This window comes from Kineococcus aurantiacus, assembly GCF_013409345.1.
Taxonomy (GTDB): Bacteria; Actinomycetota; Actinomycetes; order Actinomycetales; family Kineococcaceae; genus Kineococcus; species Kineococcus aurantiacus.
The window spans coordinates 2,296,266-2,312,908 of sequence record NZ_JACCBB010000001.1 but is presented as its reverse complement, the minus strand read 5'-3'; the positions used below and the strand labels follow the sequence as shown (position 1 = coordinate 2,312,908).

The window sequence follows — 16,643 nt, the reverse complement described above, 5'->3', positions numbered from 1 at the left end:
CCCGTGACCCCGGTCGTCCCCCAGCAGAACCCCGCCCGGCCGCTGCTGCGCGTGCGCGGTCTCGACGTGCGCTACCGCACCCCCGGGGGTGCGGCCCACCCGGCCGTCTCGGGGGCCACGTTCGACCTGCACGCCGGTCAGCGCATGGCGCTGGTCGGTCAGTCGGGGTCGGGCAAGACGACGCTCGCCCTGGCCGTCACGGGGCTGCTGGCCTCCGCGGCGGCGGACGTCGAGATCACCGCGGACGAACTCACCGTCGACGGCCGTCCCGTCGTCCCCCGCGGCCGCGGCGCGATCCCGGTGCGGACGCCGGGGACCGCCGTGGTGTTCCAGGACGCCATGAACGCGCTGGACCCCGTGCGCCCGGTCGGCAAGCAGCTGGGCGCCGTCCTGGCCGGGGCGGGGACCCGGGGCCGCGCCGCCCGCGACGCCGCCGGCCACTGGCTCGAGCGGGTCGGGCTGCGCGACGTCTCCCGCGTGCTGCGCGCCCGGCCCGACGAGCTGTCCGGGGGCATGCGGCAGCGGGTCATGATCGCGGTCGCCCTCGCCGGCGGCCCGCGGCTGCTGGTGGCCGACGAGCCGACCAGCGCGCTCGACGCCTCGCTGGCCCGGGGGGCGATGGAGCTGCTCACCGAGCTGACCCGGTCGGAGGGCATCGCGCTCCTGGTCATCAGCCACGACATCCTGCTGTGCCTGGAGCACACCGACGTCGTGGGCGTCATGTACGACGGGGAGCTCGTCGAGCTCGGCGCCTCGGCCCGGCTGGCCGAGCACGCCGAGCACCCCTACACCCGCGCCCTCGTCGAGTGCGTCCCGACGATGGCGGACCGCACCCGGCAGTGGCTGCCGACCCTCGCCGACGTGGCGCCGGCCCCCTGAGCGCGCCCGGCGCCGCCCCGCGGGGGGTTCACCCCAGGTCGGCCGGGTCGGTGTTCGCCCCGCACACCACGACGACGACCCGTTCCCCGTCGGCGGGCCGGTAGGCGTCGAGCCCGGCCCAGGCGGCCGCGGCCCCGTGCTCGGCGGCGATCCGGAAGCGGGACCACAGGTCGCGGCGCGCGGCGACGACGGCGTCGTCGTCGACGAGCAGGCTGACGGGGCGGGTGCGGCGGGCGACGTCGAAGCCGATGTCGCCGATGCGGCGGGCGCCCAGGGAGTCGGCGGCGACCCCCGAGACGGGGACGTCGACGGGCCGGCCGGCGGCCAGGGCCTCGTGCAGCGTGGGGGCGCCCGTCGGCTCGACCGCGACGACGCGGGCGGAACCCTCGACGGCGGCCGCGACCCCGGCGAACAGCCCGCCGCCCCCGACGGCGACGACGACGGTGTCGACGTCCGGCACGTCCTGGAGGACCTCCACCGCGAGGGTGCCGGCGCCGGCGGCGATCTCCGGCTGGTCGTAGGCGTGGCAGAAGACCGCGCCCCGCTCGCGCGCGTGGGCGACGGCCGCCTCGTAGGCCTGGGCGTACTGCTGCCCCACGAGCCGCACGTCCGCGCCCAGGGCCCGCAGCTTGCGCACCTTCACCGCCGGTGCGGTCTCGGGGACGAAGACGGTGGCGGGCACGCCCAGCTCGGCCGCGGCGTGGGCGTGGGCGAGCCCGGCGTTGCCGCCGGAGGCGGCCACGACCCCGCGGGAGGGGTCCAGCTCCCCGCGCTCCAGGGCCAGCAGCTGCCGGTTGAAGGCGCCGCGGGCCTTGAAGGTGCCGGTGTGCTGCAGGAACTCCAGCTTCAGCCACAGGCCGGGCCCGACGGGCAGGACGGGAGTGCGGCGGACGCGGCCGGCGGTGCGGGTGACGGCGGCGTGGACGTCCGCGGCGGTGGTGGTGTGCACCCCCCGATCCTGCCTCGCGGCCCGGCGGGCGGGTCGTCGGGCCCCCGCGGCGGCGTGCGGGAAGTTTGACGGTCCGGAAACACGTGGAAACACGCTTGAAACACCGTCCGGCCAGACTCGCAGCCATACCTGTCGCTCGACAGGTATCCCCGCGCCACCGACCGGAGGGATCGACGATGTCCGTCCCCGTGCCTCGCGCCCGTCCCGACAGCGCCCCCGACAGCGGCGACCTCGGCAGCTTCGGCTACGGCCAGCACCTGCGCCGCAGCGTCGGCCCCTTCGCCTCGTTCGCGGCCGGCTTCTCGTTCGTCTCGATCCTCACGACGGTGTTCCAGCTCTTCGGGCTCGGGTTCAGCTTCGGCGGCGCCGGGTTCTTCTGGACCTGGCCGACGGTGTTCGCCGGGCAGCTGCTCGTGGCCCTCTGCTTCGCCGAGCTCGCCGCCCGCTACCCGATCTCCGGAGCCGTGTTCCAGTGGTCCAGCCGGCTCGCCGGCACGGACGTCGGCTGGTTCACCGGCTGGGTCATGGTCGTCGGCCAGGTCCTGACCGTCGCCACCGCCGCCATCGCCCTGCAGGCCGTGCTCCCCTCGATCTGGTCCGGTTTCCAGCTCGTCGGCGGCCCCGGCGCGGACCCCTCGCCGCTGTCCGCGACGGGGGCGCACAACGCCGTCGTGCTCGGCGTCCTCCTGCTCGTCGCCACGACCGTCGTCAACGCCGTCGGCGTCCGGCTCATGGCGGTCATCACCTCCGCCGGGGTCGTCGTCGAGATCGTCGGCGTCGTGGTCCTCGTCGTCGCGCTGCTCGGCCACGCCGAGCGCAGCCCCTCGGCCGTCCTGACCACCCAGGGGGCCGGGGAGGGCGGCTACCTCGGGTTGTGGCTGGCCAGTTCCCTCATGGCGGCCTACGTCATGGTCGGGTTCGACTCCGCCGGGGAACTGTCGGAGGAGACCCGCGCGCCGCGGGCCACGACGCCGCGGACCATCCTGCGCGCTCTCGTGCTCTCGGGCGTCGGCGGTGCGCTGCTGCTCGTCGGCGGGATCGTCGCGGCCCCCAGCCTGGTCGACGGTTCCCTCGCCGGGGGCGGGCTGGCGTACGTCCTGACCGCGCGCCTGGGTGACGTCGGGGGCCGGCTGCTGCTGGCGTGCGTCGCCGTCGCCGTCGTCGTCTGCACCCTCGCCGTCCAGACCTCCGGTTCGCGGATGGTCTACTCGATGGCCCGCGAGAAGGCGTTCCCCTTCGCGGGTGTCCTGGGGCGGGTCTCCCCGCGCACCGGGACCCCCATCGGCGCGGCCGTCCTCGTCGGCGTCGGCGCGGCGATCGCCCTCGCGGTGAACTGGGAGCAGAGCGCGGTGTTCACCGCCCTGGCCAGCCTGTGCATCGCGATGCTCTACCTGGCCTACCTCGGGGTGACGCTGCCGCTGCTGGTCCGCCGCCTGCGCGGGGAACTGCCCACCGGCGGCGTCGACGAGTTCGGCAGACCGCTGTTCTCCCTCGGCCGGTGGGGGGTCCCCGTCAACGTCCTGGCCGTCGTCTACCAGACCGGCATGGTGCTGAACCTGGCCTGGCCGCGCGCCAGCGTCTACGACCTCACCGACGGCACCTGGTGGCTGCAGTACAGCGCCCTGCTGTTCATCGGCGCGACGCTGCTCGTCGGGGCGCTCGTCCACCGCGGCAACCGGATCCGCCACGGCGGGTCGATCGTCCTGGGGAAGCTGCAGGTCGGCGCCCCGCACCAGCCCGCACCCGTGGAGGAACCCGCGTGAGGAACACCTCGACCGTCTCCGCCGCCCGCGACGACGCCCGCGCCCAGGCCGGGAACCTCGCCGAGGCCATGCCGTACCTGCCGGCCTCCAGCTCCCCGTTCGCCCCCACCGACGTCGACCCCGCGCTGCTCACCTGGGCCGAGACCGTCGCCCCCGGCGGCTACACCTCCAAGGTCGTGGCCCGCGGGACCCGGCTGCGGTTCACCGACGTCACCGGCGACGCGTGCGCGAACGTCCTGCTGTTCTCGGCGCTCGCGACGTGGGAACGGCTCAACGTGGCCGACACGCAGAAGATCCCCTGGCAGGCCTACCTGGGGGAGGGTCACCCGCTGCTGTCGGGCGACGGGCGGGTGCTGGCGACGATCGTGGCCGACACCTCGGGGCGGCACGACGCGTTCTGCGGGACCACCTCCGACGCCTGGAACACCCGCAAGTACGGGGACGCGGCCCCCGAGGGGCCCAGCCCGTCCGGGCGCGCCCTGCTCACCCTGGCCGCCGCCAAGCAGGGCCTGGGACCGCGCGACCTGCCCCCGAGCGTCAGCTTCTTCCAGGGCGTCCGCGTCGAGGCCGACGGCGCGTTCCGCTGGCTCGGCTCGGCCGGGCCCGCCGAGGTGGAACTGCTCGCCGAGCTGCCGCTCACCGTCCTCGTGGCGAACACCGCCCACCCGCTGGACCCGCGGCCGGGGTTCACCGTCGGGCCGCTGCGGGTCCACGCCTGGCGCTCGGCGCCGACGGGCCCGGACGACGAGCGGTTCACCCGCACCCCCGAGCTGCACCGGGCGTACCTGAACACGATCGAGCACGCGGAGGCACGAGGACTGTGACGATCACCGACACCGACCCCGGGACCGTCCTGGACTGGGGCGGACCCCTCGTCGAGGGCGAGGTCGTCCTCGACGACCGCATCCCCGCCCGCGCGCCGTGGTCGGCCGTCGTCCGCGCCGGGCACGTCCTGACGATCGTCGACGTCGGCGGGAACCAGTCCGCGGACTGCCTGCTGTTCTCCGACGCCGACCGCACCGTGCGCTACAGCGTCCCGGACACCCTCGCCTGGCAGGGCAACGCCTACGTCCGCACCGGCACCGTGCTGCGCAGCCAGCACGGCACTCCGCTGGCCACCGTCGTCGCCAACGAGGTCGAGCGCCAGGACACCATCGGCGGCGCGTGCGGCAAGGAGTCCAACACCCTGCGGTACGGGCACCACACCGAGCACCAGCACGGGTGCCGGGAGAACTTCCTCGCCGAGGGCGCCCGGAACGGGCTGTCGGCCCGGGACCTCGTCTCGAACCTCAACTGGTTCATGAACGTGCCCGTCGAGGCCGACGGCACCCTCGGGATCGTCGACGGGATCTCCGGTCCCGGCAAGCGCGTCGCGTTCCGCGCCGAGGTCGACCTCCTCGTCGTGATCTCCAACTGCCCGCAGGTCAACAACCCCTGCAACGACTTCAACCCCACGCCGCTGCGCACGATCGTGACCGCGCCGACGGGAGGACCGCAGTGAGCTTCGACACCCTCCTCGTCGCCAACCGCGGCGAGATCGCCCGCCGCATCCTGCGCTCCGCGAAGGGCCTGGGGCTGAGGACCGTCGCGGTGTACTCCGACGCCGACCGCGCCGCCCCGCACGTCCGCGAGGCCGACACCGCCGTGCGCCTGGGCCCCGCGCCCGCCCGCGAGTCCTACCTGCGCACCGACGCCCTGCTGGAGGCCGCCCTGGCCACCGGCGCGGGCGCCGTCCACCCCGGCTACGGGTTCCTGTCCGAGAACGTCGACTTCGCCCGCTCCTGCGAGCAGGCCGGGATCGCGTTCGTCGGCCCCACCCCCGAGCAGATCACCGCGTTCGGCAGCAAGCACACCGCCCGCGAGCTGGCCGGGCGGGCCGGTGTCCCCATGCTCGCCGGGACCGGTCTGCTCGGCTCCGCCGACGAGGCCGTCGCGGCGGCGGAGGCCGTCGGGCTGCCCGTCATGCTCAAGGCCACCGGCGGCGGCGGCGGGATCGGCATGCAGGCCTGCGCCACCGCCGCGGAGGTCCGCGAGGCGTACGACCGCGTCGTGCGGCTGTCCGCGGCGAACTTCGGCACCGCGGGCGTCTTCCTCGAACGGCTCGTCCGGCCCGCCCGGCACGTCGAGGTCCAGGTCTTCGGCGACGGCCACGGCCGCGTCGCCGTCATCGGCGACCGCGACTGCTCCCTGCAGCGCCGCAACCAGAAGGTCGTCGAGGAGGCCCCCGCGCCCGCGCTGCCGGACCGCGTCCGCGAGCAGATCGCCACCACGGCCGCCGGGCTCGCGGCCTCCGTGCGGTACCGCTCCGCCGGCACCGTCGAGTTCGTCTACGACCCGGTGCGCGAGGAGGCCGCGTTCCTGGAGGTCAACACCCGGCTGCAGGTCGAGCACCCCGTCACCGAGCTCGCCTACGGCGTCGACCTCGTCGACCTCATGCTGCGCCTGGCCCGCGACGGTCACGACGACCCCGCCGTCCGGGACGCGATCGAGCGCGAGTGGGCGCCGACCGGTGTCGCCGTCGAGGCCCGCGTCTACGCCGAGGACCCCGCCAAGCAGAACGCGCCCAGCCCCGGGCTCGTGACCCGCGCGCGGTTCCCCGAGCTGGACGGCGTGCGCGTCGACGGCTGGGTCGAGACCGGCTCGGAGGTCACCCCCTTCTACGACCCGATGCTCGCCAAGGTCATCGCGTCGGCCCCCGGCCGCGACGCCGCCCTCGACCTGCTCGGGGAGGCCCTGACCGCCTCCCGCGTCGACGGCGTCGTGACGAACCTGGGCCTGCTGCGCTCCCTCGTCGACGACCTGCCGCTGCGCACGGCCACGCACTCCACCTCCACCCTCGACGTCACCGACGACCCCGACCCCCGCATCGACGTCCTGACCCCCGGCGCCATGACGACCGTGCAGGACCTGCCCGGCCGCCTCGGCCACTGGCAGGTCGGCGTCCCGCCGTCGGGGCCCATGGACCCGTGGTCGCTGCGGGAGGCGAACCTCGCCGTCGGCAACCCCGTCGGGGCGCCCGGCCTGGAGATCACCGCGACCGGCCCCGCGCTGCGGTTCTCCGTCGACACCGTCGTGTGCGTCACGGGCGCACCCGCCGACGTCACGGTCGACGGGGCGGCCGTCCCGATGTGGGAACCCGTCGAGGTCCCCGCCGGCGGGACGCTCGCGATCGGCACCGCCACCGGGCCGGGGCTGCGGCTGGCCCTGGCCGTCCGCGGCGGCTTCGACGTCCCCCGCTACCTGGGCAGCGCGTCCACGTTCACCCTCGGCGGGTTCGGTGGCCACGGCGGCCGGGCCCTGCAGGCCGGGGACGTGCTGCGCCCGGGGACGCCCGAGGGGGAGGGGTTCACGACCATCGCCGGGCCCGTCCCGGCCGACCGCCGCCCCGAGTACGCGCACGAGTGGACCATCGGCGTCACCGAGGGCCCGCACGGCGCCCCGGAGTTCTTCACCCGCGCCGACCTCGACGAGTTCTACGCCACCGACTACGAGGTGCACCTGAACTCCGCCCGCACCGGTGTCCGGCTGACCGGCCCCCGCCCGCGCTGGGCCCGCACCGACGGCGGCGAGGCCGGGCTGCACCCCTCCAACATCCACGACACCCCCTACGCCGTCGGCGCGATCGACTTCACGGGCGACACCCCGATCCTGCTGGGCCCCGACGGCCCGTCCCTGGGCGGTTTCGTCTGCCCGGCCGTCGTGACGTCCGGGGAGCTGTGGAAGCTCGGCCAGCTCCGGCCCGGTGACCGGGTGCGGTTCCTGCCCGTGCGCGAGGCCGAGGCCGCGCGGCCCCGCCTCAAGCGCCTGGACCCCACCTCCGGCGGCGACGGCGACGACGGGGTCCTCGCCCGCGTTCCCGGCACCCCCACCCGGCCCGCGACGACGTACCGCCGCGACGGCGACGACAACGTCCTCGTCGAGTTCGGCGACATGGTCCTCGACCTCGGCCTGCGGATGCGCGTCCACGCGCTCATGACCGCGCTGGAGGAGAACCGGCCCGCGGGCATCCTCGACATCACCCCCGGCATCCGGTCCCTGCAGGTCCACACCGACGCCAGCGTCCTGCGCGCCTCGCAGCTCGTGGGGCTGCTGCGCGAGCTCGACGACGCGCTGCCGCCCACCAGCGACCTCGTCGTCCCCTCCCGCCGCGTGCGGCTGCCGCTGTCGTGGGACGACCCCGCCACCCACCTGGCCATCGAGCGGTACATGGCCGGGGTCCGCGACGACGCCCCGTGGACGCCGTCGAACCTGGAGTTCATCCGGCGCGTCAACGGCCTGGACTCGGTCGACGACGTGTTCCGCACCGTGTTCGAGGCCAGCTACCTCGTCCTCGGGCTCGGCGACGTGTACCTGGGGGCGCCCGTCGCGACACCGCTGGACCCGCGGCACCGCCTCGTCACCACGAAGTACAACCCGGCCCGCACCTGGACGGCGGAGAACTCCGTCGGCATCGGCGGCGCGTACCTGTGCGTCTACGGCATGGAGGGCCCCGGCGGGTACCAGTTCGTCGGCCGGACCACGCAGGTCTGGAACCGCTTCCGCCGCGGCGGGCTGTTCGAGGAGAACCCGTGGGCGCTGCGGTTCTTCGACCGCATCGAGTGGTACCCCGTCTCCGCCGCGGAACTGCTCGAGCTGCGCGAGGAGACCGCCGCGGGCCGGGGCCCGGTGGACGTCGAGGAGGGCACGTTCTCCCTCGCCGAGCACGAGGTGTTCCTCGCCGAGAACGCCGTGTCCATCGCCGCGTTCCGCGCCACCCAGAGCGCGGCGTTCGAGGCCGAGAAGGAGGCCTGGCGCGCCTCCGGGGAGTTCGACGTCAAACCCGAACCGGCCCCCGCGGTCGCCGCCGGGCCCGTCGACCTGCCCGCCGGGTCCGTCGGCGTCGAGGCGCCGTTCGCCGCCACCGTCTGGCAGGTCTCGGCCGAACCCGGCGCCACCGTCACCGACGGCGAGCGCGTCCTCGCCCTGGAGGCCATGAAGATGGAGACCGCCGTCACCGCACCCGCCGCGGGCGAACTGCTCGAGGTGTACGTCAAACCCGGTGAGGCCGTCACGGCCGGCCAGGTCCTGTTCGCCGTCCGCCCGCTGGAAGGTGCCGCCGCGTGAACCCGCTGGAGCAGAAGGTCCGCCGGGCCTACGCCCGCATCGCCGAGGCCGACCGGCCCGAGGTGTGGATCACGTTGCGCGACGTCGAGGACGTGGCCGCCGAAGCCGCCACGGTCGACCCGGCCGCACCGCTGGCGGGGCTCCTCGTCGCGGTCAAGGACAACATCGACGTGGCGGGGCTGCCCACCACCGCGGCCGCGCCGTCCTTCGCGTACGACCCCGCGCAGGACTCCACCGCGGTCGCCCGGTTGCGGGCCGCCGGCGCCCTCGTCCTGGGCAAGACGAACCTGGACCAGTTCGCCACGGGCCTGGTCGGCACCCGCAGCCCCCACGGCGCCGTCCGCAACGCCTTCGCCCCCGACCGGATCTCCGGCGGGTCCAGCTCCGGGTCCGCCGTCGCCGTCGCCCTCGGTCTCGTCGACGTCGCCCTCGGCACCGACACCGCCGGGTCCGGGCGCGTGCCCGCCGCCCTGCACGGCATCGTCGGGGTCAAACCCACCCGCGGGCTCGTCCCGAACACCGGCGTCGTCCCGGCCTGCCGCAGCCTCGACTGCGTCACCGTCTTCGCCCGCGACCTCGCCACCGCCCGCCGCGTCGCCGAGACGGTGACGGGCCCCGACGGGCGCGACCCCCTGGCCCGCGCCGACGCGCCCCTGCCCGCGCCCCCGGCCCGGCCGCGCGTCGCGGTCCCCACCGCCGAGCACCTCGAGGGCCTGGCCGACGGCTGGGCGCAGGCGTTCGCCCGGTACGTCGAGCGGGTCCGCGCCACGGGCGCCGAGGTCGTCGAGGTCGACGTCGCGCCGCTGCTGGCGGCGGCCGAGCTGCTGTACGGCGGCGCGTTCGTCGCCGAGCGCACGGCCGCGGTGGGCGAGCACGTCGCCCGGCACGCCGACCTGGTCGGCACCGACCTGGACCCCACGGTCGCGGCCATCGTGCGGGCCGGGGAGTCCGTCACCGCCGTCGACGTCTTCCGCGACCGCGAGCGCCTGGACCACCTCGCGGCGCGCGCGGCCGAGCTGCTCGCCGGGACGAGCGCGCTGCTCACCCCGACGACGACGTGGCACCCCACGCTCGCCGAGGTCGCCGCCGAGCCCGTCGCGGCGAACTCCCGGCTGGGGCGGTTCACGAACTTCGCGAACCTGCTCGACATGGCCTCCCTCGCCGTCCCCGCCGGGACCGTCGACGGGCTGCCGTTCGGGGTGATGCTCACCGGCCCGGCGTTCAGCGACCGGGTCCTGGCGGCGCTGGCGGACCGGTGGGCCGACCCGGTCGTCGACCTGCTCGTCGTCGGCGCCCACCTCAGCGGCCAGCCGCTGAACCACGAGCTCGTCGCCGCCGGCGCGAGCCTGGTGGGGCCGGTCAGCACCGCGCCGCAGTACCGCCTGTTCGCCCTCGACACCGTCCCGCCCAAGCCGGGCATGGTCCGCGACGCGGACGGGGCGAGCATCGAGGGGGAGGTGTGGCGGCTGCCCGCGCGCGGCTTCGGGACGTTCACCGCGGCGCTGCCGCAGCCCATGACCATCGGGGCCGTCACCCTGTCCGACGGGCGCGTGGTCCGCGGCTTCCTCGCCGAGCCGGCGGCCCTGGCCGGGGCGCGGGAGATCACGGCGTCCGGGTCGTGGCCGGCCGCCCTGCGCTCGGCCTCGCGGGGGGTCGTGGAAGCATCGGCGGGGTGAGCGCCAGGGTGGGCACCGGACGGGTCGGCCGTCCCCGCACGGGCGGCGGGGGCGGGGACGGCCGTTCCCCGCGGCAGGAGATCCTCGACGCCGCGGCGGCGCTGTTCGCCGAGAACGGCTACGCCGCCACGTCGACGCGCGCCATCGCCGAGGCGGTGGGGGTGCGGCAGGCCTCCCTCTACCACCACTTCGCGGGCAAGGACGAGATTCTGCTGGAGCTGCTCGAGGCGTCCGTGCGCCCGACGCTGGACCTCGCCGAGGCCCTGCGCGCGGCCGCCCCGGACGCCGCCGCGGCCCTGCACGCGCTCGTCGTGGCCGATGTCGGCACCATCCTCGCCGGGCCGCTGGGGATCGCCGCGCTGTACGTCGCGCCCGAGGCGCAGCAGCCGCGCTTCGCGCCGTTCCACGCGCACCGCCGGCAGCTGCGGGCGGTCTACACCGACCTCGCCGCCGACGTCGCCGCCGGCCTGGCCCCCCCGGGGCACCCGGTGAGCCCGGAGGTCGTCGGCGCCACCTGCCTGCACCTGGTCGAGATGGCCCCGTCCCTGCCGCGGACCCCCGACGTCGCCGGGCAGGTCGCGGCCGCGTGCCTGGGGGCCGCCGGCCTCACCGGGGAGCGCGCCGCCCGCGCCGCGCGCGACGGCGCACGGCTGCTGGACGGTCCGCGGGCCGCGGCGGCGGTGACCGGGCGCAGCGGAGCCTGAGGAGCCTGCTCCGTTCAGGGTGAAAACGGCCACGACCGGTGTGGACCCGCCCGGCCGCTGCCGATGTGCGGGGGAGTGGTGACCGGACCGGTCACCGACCCACGTGGAACGGCACGACCGATCACCTGCACGCCGAGGAGCGCGATGAAGACTGTCCTGGCCATCGAGACGACGAGGCCCATCGGGGTGCGTGACCTCAACGGCTTCATCTCCGGCATCTCCGAACGCGTCCCCGGCTGCTTCGTGTCCCAGGGCCCCAGCAGCCGCGGGAAGGTCACCGTCACGATCCTCGCCCCCTCGGCCGTCTCCCTGGAGACCGCCGAGGAGGTGCTGGAGTCGCTGCCGGAGCTGTGCGACGCCATCAGCGGCATCTCGCTGCAGGAGGCCGTCCGCCGCCCGAACCCGCGGGCGCAGCCCCGCCCGGCCCCCGTCGGCTGACCTCACAGGACGCGCTCGGCGCGTCCGCTCAGCACGACGTGCACGCCCAGGACCCGGGACCCCTCGGCGGCGCACGCGGCGACCAGCCCCGTCGCCCACTCCAGGTCCGCGGCCCCCACGTCCCGGGCGGTGCCGGGGCACAGGGCGAAGGCCGCGGTCCCGGCGCCCGCGGTCTGCTCGGCCAGCACGCGGGCGACCAGGCCGGCGAGGTTGCGCAGGAACGGCTCCTCGGGCCGGTCCGGGACGTCCTCGACGACTACCAGGGCCGACTGCTGGTGCCCGTCGACGTCGAAGACCTGCACCCACAGGTCCGTCCGCGGCCACGCGCGGACGGTCAGGTCGCCCTCGGCGGCGACGAGCAGCCAGCGGGCCGTGAGCTCCTCGGCCGTGCGGACGGGGGGCAGGAGGGCGCGGTGCGGGATCGACATGCGGACAGCGTGCGGTCCGGCCGGGGCCCCTCCCCGGCGCCGTCCACAGCGGCGGCCGCCCACCCTCGGCCCGGCGGCCTGTGCACCCCGGGGGACCTCCCGCCCGCCCCTCCACAGCACGGGCGGTGAGCGTCTCGGTCGGCCCGTGACGACCTTGCGTCCACGGGTCGGTCCTCGGGGAGACCACCGGGGGCGGCCGGCCTGTCGAGAGCCCTCCGGCGCTGGACCGGGACCGGGCAGCCTGAACTGCGACGCGCAAGGTCGAGGCGACCTCCGCGCGCCACTCTCGGCGGGTGCAGGAGCCCTACGTCCCCGTCGCCCTGCGGGTCGTGGCCGAGTGGGGCGTGCACGACCCCGTCCGGGATATCAACGCCGACCACCGCTGGCCCGACGCCGGGCAGGAGCAGGCCTGGCACGATGAGGTCTCGCACTCGGCCCACCAGCTGTAGGACGAGCTGCCCGACGTCGCGATCAGCTGCCTCGAGGACGGCGGCGACCGGCCCTGAGGCAGCAGCGCCGCGGTCCCTGACGCGAGCGCCCGATCCCGCCCCCGAACGACCGGCGCACCCCCGAGGGGCAGCAATGCGCGCACCAGCCGCAAGCGGTCGACCCGGACGGGGCGCCCGTCCCGCCAGCGGTGAGCACCCGGACCCGCGCGGCGAGCACCGCCCCGTGCACGACGGCGACCAGCGGGGTGATGCGCCGGGAGTGGGCGGCGTGGACCTGCCCCCACGAGGCCGCCGGCGCCGCCACCAGCGCCGGGTAGGCGACCAGGGTGATCGTCGCTTGGAAATCCGCGTGCACACCGGCAGCGGGTGTGGCAGGTCAACGGGAGGAGGTGGTCGGCCGTCCGCGGTCACCTGCCCGACAGGTCGGGCCGTGCCCGGCACGTCGCGGTCTGATCTGACCCACGTCGCATGGAGGTCGCCGTGGCCTCCACCGGCTACCCGGATCCCGAACTACATCGAGTCGAGCCCTCGCATGTCGCTCGACGGCGGGTGCTGCCCGATGGCCGGCGCAGCGACGCGCCCGCGCAACGGTGTCGGCGTGCGACGGAGGTTCTTCGACCTGCCTGCGGGATGACGTCGTCTGGCTGCACGCCAAACGTACGCAGCCGCCCGCAGTGGATGACCTTGCTTCCGGCTCGTCTGCGCCAGGGAGAACAGCGCCTTCACCTCCCCGTCGCGGTACCCGACCAGGGAGAACACGTGAAGACTCAGTTTCAGCAGCTCCTCACCTCTCCTGGGGTCACCCAGCCGCGACGCCGAAACGCCCGCGTTCCTCAGGGCGTGTCCTTGCCCGATTCGGTTGTTCACCAGCACGAAGGCCTGCAGGCTCGACGAGTGAGCGTCCTGGGCTTCCAGAACCCTACCTCGACGCCCAAGTACGGCCCCCAAGTTGCTCATGATCCAGCCGTACTCCTTCAAGGAGCTCAACGTCGGGTTCTGAGTCGTTTCGGCTCGGCGAAGAGCTTCTCGCGCCATCTCCTCGGCTCCATCGAGGTCTCCCTCCTCCTTCAAGAGGATCGATAGGTTGCTCTGGACCTCACTGAGACCGAGCCCCGGGTCGGCGGCAGCCATCAGATCGGCTGCGTGTTCGTAGCGGCGCCAGGCCTCGTCGCGGTTTCTGCTCTCCCGGAGTACGTGACCTTGCTGAGTGACGGCGTGTGCCGTCCCCCGGCGGTTTCCCTGAGCTGCGAGGAGGTCTTCACTCTCCACGAGGGACCGCATCGCGTCGACCGGTCTTCCCATGTGACGGTACGCGTTGCCCAAGGCGTACGTGAGCACCGCTCCTCGTTCGCGGAGACCGGCTTCCTTCGCGAGTTCGGCAGCAACCTCGAGGGGTTGGACACGCGCCTGGTGGTTGCCCAGGAGGGACCACACAGAGTCGCGGCTCAAAGTCACGTCGCAGAGCGGTTCGATCAACCTGAGCTCACCCGCCAGAGCGAGGAGGAGGTCGATGGTGTTCTGCTCCGCCATGAACCACGACAGGACGCCTCGTTGGTGCTCCACAGCCTCCATGACGCGGGAGTCGACCGTGACTGATTGGATCCTCATGACCGGAAACGGTGGAGCAGCCGGCGCGGCAGTCTCTTCCCTGCCGTCTTCCGGGACCTCTCGCTGAGCCGCCAGCGGTAGTCCTTCGACGTCCAGGGAGTTCGAATCCCACGCCCAGTCGCGGTGGCCGACCAGGACTCTCCTCTTCCCCAGTGCTTCCACGCCGTACGCGGTCAAGATCTCCTTCTGCAGCGCCAGTCTCGCGGCGGGGGGTTCGTGGGACCCCTCTTCCAGCGCGTAGAGCCGGATGAGGTCGTGCATGCCCCAACGGTCACCCGACAGGGCGTCGATTAGCTGGCATTCGAAAAGGCCGTCGAGGGCTGCTCGAGAGGATTCCGCGTCACGCGGTGACAATCGACGAGCCACTGCATCGGGCAAGGTCGACGCGTTTACGACGCCCCACCTGCGGAACACTTCTGCTTCAGCGTCGGTGAGCGCGGCCACGCTCACCGAGAGAGCAGACCTGAGGTCGAGGTCCTCACTCGTCCGGAGCTTGCTCAAGCGCGTGGACTCGTCCCGCAGCTCCCGCGCCAGAGCCGATGCGGACGTGGTTGTCCTTCGGCGCAGGATGGCAGACACGATCACCAGAGCCAAAGGCAGGCACCCGACCTGCGTGGCGAGCTCGACGACCTGCTCCCTGAGGAGGGTGCCTGGTTCTCGACCGCTCAGGTGGATCAGCAAGTCCGATGCCTCCGCTTCGGTCATCACGTCGATCCGACGCGGAACCAGTTCCACGATGTGCGAGAACTTCGTCCGTGCTGTGATGACGACCGGTGTTCTGGCCCCAGGGAGAAGGGCCGCCAAGTTCTGATCCTTGCCGGCGTCGTCGAGCAGCAACAGGGTCGGATACGCGCTGAGAACGCGGCGGTACATAGCCTGGCGCGCACCGTCCGAAGAAGGGATCGAGGCGACGTCCTCACCCAGGGAGGTCAAGACCTCCTCGATCACGGCGCGCACCGTCTTTGGGCGGTGCGTAGTACCTCCCAGGTTCACGTACACGCTGCGGAACCTGCCCGTCGCGACCAGCCGCTTCGCGACGTGCACCGCTATCGCAGATTTCCCGCACCCGGGCTTGCCGTGCAACAGCACGGCGGGGTGACCCTCCGTGCGGCGACGAGACCCGACTAGTAGTTCCTCGAGGGCGGTGGTGTCGGACTTGCGGCCCACGAAAGTGCTGGCGCCTCGAGGCAGGTCCGACCCTGTGGTGAGTCGGGCCGTGGAAGCGGTGGATGCCGATCTGGCGTCCTTGGTGATCTCCCGTAGAGCGGCATCAAGGGTGGGACCGGCATGACCTTCGCTCGAGTCTCGACCAGCGAGGTGCGTTTGCACGGCAATCAGCGCAGAAATCGCGGTGACAACTCCGAGGAGTACCCATGACGACGTGAGGTGGTCAGCCAGCAGACGTGGTCTAGTGGCGCCGGTCGTGATGTTGATTAAGATCGTGAGGAGAACGAGGAGGAACGAAGGGATGGCCACCAGCAACAGGTGCTTCCAACGGTTCCCCATGATCACCGCCCATCACGGGATCGACATCAAACCGATGTCCACGTCGTGCGGATCTGACCATCGGCGTCTGGGCGCAACACTACAGTCATGCGTCGTGAATACCAGGCGTCGAACCTCCTGAGCGGAAGTTCGGCACGTCCGCGGTCACGGCGCCGTCCACGTCCTCGACGGCTCGCGGTCGTGCCGTTCTCCGGACGGTGTGCGGTCCGGCCGGGACCGCTCCCCGGCGCCGTCCACAGCGGCGGCCGCCCACCCCGGGACCGGCGGCCTGTGCACCCCGGGGGACCTCCCGCCCGTCCCTCCACAGCACGGGCGGTGAGCGTCCCGGTCAGCCCGTGACGGCCCACGGGTCGCGGGGAGCGGGTCGGCCCGCCTCGCTGCCGGGAGCCGCGGCACGCCCTCACCCGCCGGTACGTCGCGGGTGCCGGAGAGCAAGTGCTTGCAGAGCACATGTCCTAGCGCCAACATGGCGCCATGCCCAGCGTGCAGATCAAGGACGTCCCCGACGAGACGCACGCCGTCTTGCGGCGTCGCGCCGCCCTCGCTCACCAGTCCCTGCAGGAGTACCTCCTCACCAGACTCATCGAGGAGGCCAGCACCCCCTCCCTGGACGAAGTCCTCGAGCGGGCCGGTGGACGAGCCGGCGGCAACCTGTCCTTCCGCGACGCCGTCGAGGCGGTGCACGAAGACCGTGATCGTCGTTGACGCCAGCGTCCTGGCACCGGCACTCGCCGACGACGGACCCGACGGGGACCGGGCTCGGGAGCGTCTGCGCCGAGAGGTCCTCACCGCTCCCGAGGTGATCGACCTCGAGGTGGCCTCCGTCCTACGTCGCGCGGCCGCGAGCGGACGCCTGCCCGACCGCCGCGCCGACCTCGCTCTGCGCGACCTCGTCGACGTGCCTCTGCGACGAGCCGCACACCGCGCCCTCCTGCCCCGCTGCTGGGAGTTGCGGCACACCGTCACCAGCTACGACGCCGCCTACGTCGCCCTGGCCGAGGCCCTGGACGTCGTGCTGGTCACCGCCGACGCGCGCCTGTCCCGTGCACCGGGGATCACGTGCGAGGTGGAGGTCCTGACCTGACACCCGCGCACGTGCGTCCAGTGCGCGGTCACGGGCGACCGGTGACGTCACGCTCT

The 16,643-nt window shown here is 73.9% G+C and carries 15 protein-coding genes; 12 read left to right on the top strand and 3 right to left on the bottom strand.

Annotated elements, in window-relative coordinates:
* Positions 1-3 precede the first annotated feature (3 nt).
* A complete protein-coding gene (locus BJ968_RS11215) occupies positions 4-879 on the top strand; it encodes an ATP-binding cassette domain-containing protein (RefSeq protein WP_179751848.1) in 876 nt (291 codons plus the stop codon).
* 28 nt (positions 880-907) lie between these two features.
* Here the strand turns inward: BJ968_RS11215 and BJ968_RS11210 are convergent, their stop codons facing one another.
* Entirely contained in the window at positions 908-1,828 is a 921-nt protein-coding gene (locus BJ968_RS11210) for a serine/threonine dehydratase (protein WP_179751846.1), read from the bottom strand.
* 176 nt (positions 1,829-2,004) lie between these two features.
* On the opposite strand from BJ968_RS11210, the gene BJ968_RS11205 reads away from it, so the two are divergent.
* The 7 genes from BJ968_RS11205 to BJ968_RS11175 all read left to right on the top strand — a co-directional run bounded on the left by BJ968_RS11205 (position 2,005) and on the right by BJ968_RS11175 (position 11,512).
* Complete coding sequence (locus tag BJ968_RS11205; protein ID WP_179751844.1) at positions 2,005-3,591, top strand: APC family permease; 1,587 nt, start codon at positions 2,005-2,007, stop codon at positions 3,589-3,591.
* The gene (locus BJ968_RS11200) at positions 3,588-4,415 is read left to right on the top strand and encodes an urea amidolyase associated protein UAAP1 (RefSeq protein ID WP_179751842.1); all 828 of its coding nucleotides are present in this window, start codon (positions 3,588-3,590) and stop codon (positions 4,413-4,415) included. The genes BJ968_RS11205 and BJ968_RS11200 overlap by 4 nt, the downstream gene beginning before the upstream one ends.
* On the top strand, positions 4,412-5,092 hold the full coding sequence (locus BJ968_RS11195) for an urea amidolyase associated protein UAAP2 (RefSeq protein WP_425491488.1): 681 nt from the start codon (positions 4,412-4,414) through the stop codon (positions 5,090-5,092). The genes BJ968_RS11200 and BJ968_RS11195 overlap by 4 nt, the downstream gene beginning before the upstream one ends.
* A complete protein-coding gene (gene uca / locus BJ968_RS11190) occupies positions 5,089-8,694 on the top strand; it encodes an urea carboxylase (RefSeq protein ID WP_179751840.1) in 3,606 nt (1,201 codons plus the stop codon). Before BJ968_RS11195 ends, uca begins: the two co-directional genes overlap by 4 nt.
* Positions 8,691-10,370 carry an allophanate hydrolase gene (gene atzF, locus BJ968_RS11185; RefSeq protein WP_179751838.1) on the top strand — a complete coding sequence of 560 codons (1,680 nt, stop codon included), beginning with the start codon at positions 8,691-8,693 and terminating at the stop codon, positions 10,368-10,370. Before uca ends, atzF begins: the two co-directional genes overlap by 4 nt.
* The gene (locus BJ968_RS11180; protein WP_218884995.1) at positions 10,367-11,074 is read left to right on the top strand and encodes a TetR family transcriptional regulator; all 708 of its coding nucleotides are present in this window, start codon (positions 10,367-10,369) and stop codon (positions 11,072-11,074) included. Before atzF ends, BJ968_RS11180 begins: the two co-directional genes overlap by 4 nt.
* 144 nt (positions 11,075-11,218) lie before the next feature.
* Positions 11,219-11,512, top strand: a complete 294-nt coding sequence (locus BJ968_RS11175) for a hypothetical protein (protein ID WP_179751836.1) — start codon at positions 11,219-11,221, stop codon at positions 11,510-11,512.
* Between the two features lie 2 nt (positions 11,513-11,514).
* Here the strand turns inward: BJ968_RS11175 and BJ968_RS11170 are convergent, their stop codons facing one another.
* Positions 11,515-11,940 carry a hypothetical protein gene (locus tag BJ968_RS11170; protein WP_179751834.1) on the bottom strand — a complete coding sequence of 142 codons (426 nt, stop codon included), beginning with the start codon at positions 11,938-11,940 and terminating at the stop codon, positions 11,515-11,517.
* A 293-nt stretch (positions 11,941-12,233) separates the two neighbouring features.
* On the opposite strand from BJ968_RS11170, the gene BJ968_RS11165 reads away from it, so the two are divergent.
* A complete protein-coding gene (locus tag BJ968_RS11165) occupies positions 12,234-12,389 on the top strand; it encodes a hypothetical protein (RefSeq protein WP_179751832.1) in 156 nt (51 codons plus the stop codon).
* Between the two features lie 188 nt (positions 12,390-12,577).
* Complete coding sequence (locus tag BJ968_RS25665) at positions 12,578-12,706, top strand: hypothetical protein (protein WP_281372706.1); 129 nt, start codon at positions 12,578-12,580, stop codon at positions 12,704-12,706.
* A gap of 193 nt (positions 12,707-12,899) precedes the next feature.
* On the opposite strand, the gene BJ968_RS11160 is transcribed toward BJ968_RS25665, so the two are convergent.
* Positions 12,900-15,164, bottom strand: coding sequence for an NB-ARC domain-containing protein (locus BJ968_RS11160; protein ID WP_179751830.1), 2,265 nt, complete (start codon positions 15,162-15,164; stop codon positions 12,900-12,902).
* 813 nt (positions 15,165-15,977) lie between these two features.
* Between BJ968_RS11160 and BJ968_RS11155 the strand changes: the two genes are divergently transcribed.
* A complete protein-coding gene (locus BJ968_RS11155) occupies positions 15,978-16,208 on the top strand; it encodes a FitA-like ribbon-helix-helix domain-containing protein (protein ID WP_179751828.1) in 231 nt (76 codons plus the stop codon).
* The gene (locus tag BJ968_RS11150; protein ID WP_343077964.1) at positions 16,135-16,587 is read left to right on the top strand and encodes a type II toxin-antitoxin system VapC family toxin; all 453 of its coding nucleotides are present in this window, start codon (positions 16,135-16,137) and stop codon (positions 16,585-16,587) included. Before BJ968_RS11155 ends, BJ968_RS11150 begins: the two co-directional genes overlap by 74 nt.
* The last annotated feature ends 56 nt before the right edge of the window (positions 16,588-16,643 follow it).

Coding starts and splice junctions, on each gene's coding strand:
- BJ968_RS11205 (WP_179751844.1), top strand. CDS start 2,005: ATGTCCGTCCCCGTGCCTCGCGCCCGTCCCGACAGCGCCCCCGACAGC.
- BJ968_RS11175 (WP_179751836.1), top strand. CDS start 11,219: ATGAAGACTGTCCTGGCCATCGAGACGACGAGGCCCATCGGGGTGCGT.
- BJ968_RS11170 (WP_179751834.1), bottom strand. CDS start 11,940: ATGTCGATCCCGCACCGCGCCCTCCTGCCCCCCGTCCGCACGGCCGAG.
- BJ968_RS11155 (WP_179751828.1), top strand. CDS start 15,978: ATGCCCAGCGTGCAGATCAAGGACGTCCCCGACGAGACGCACGCCGTC.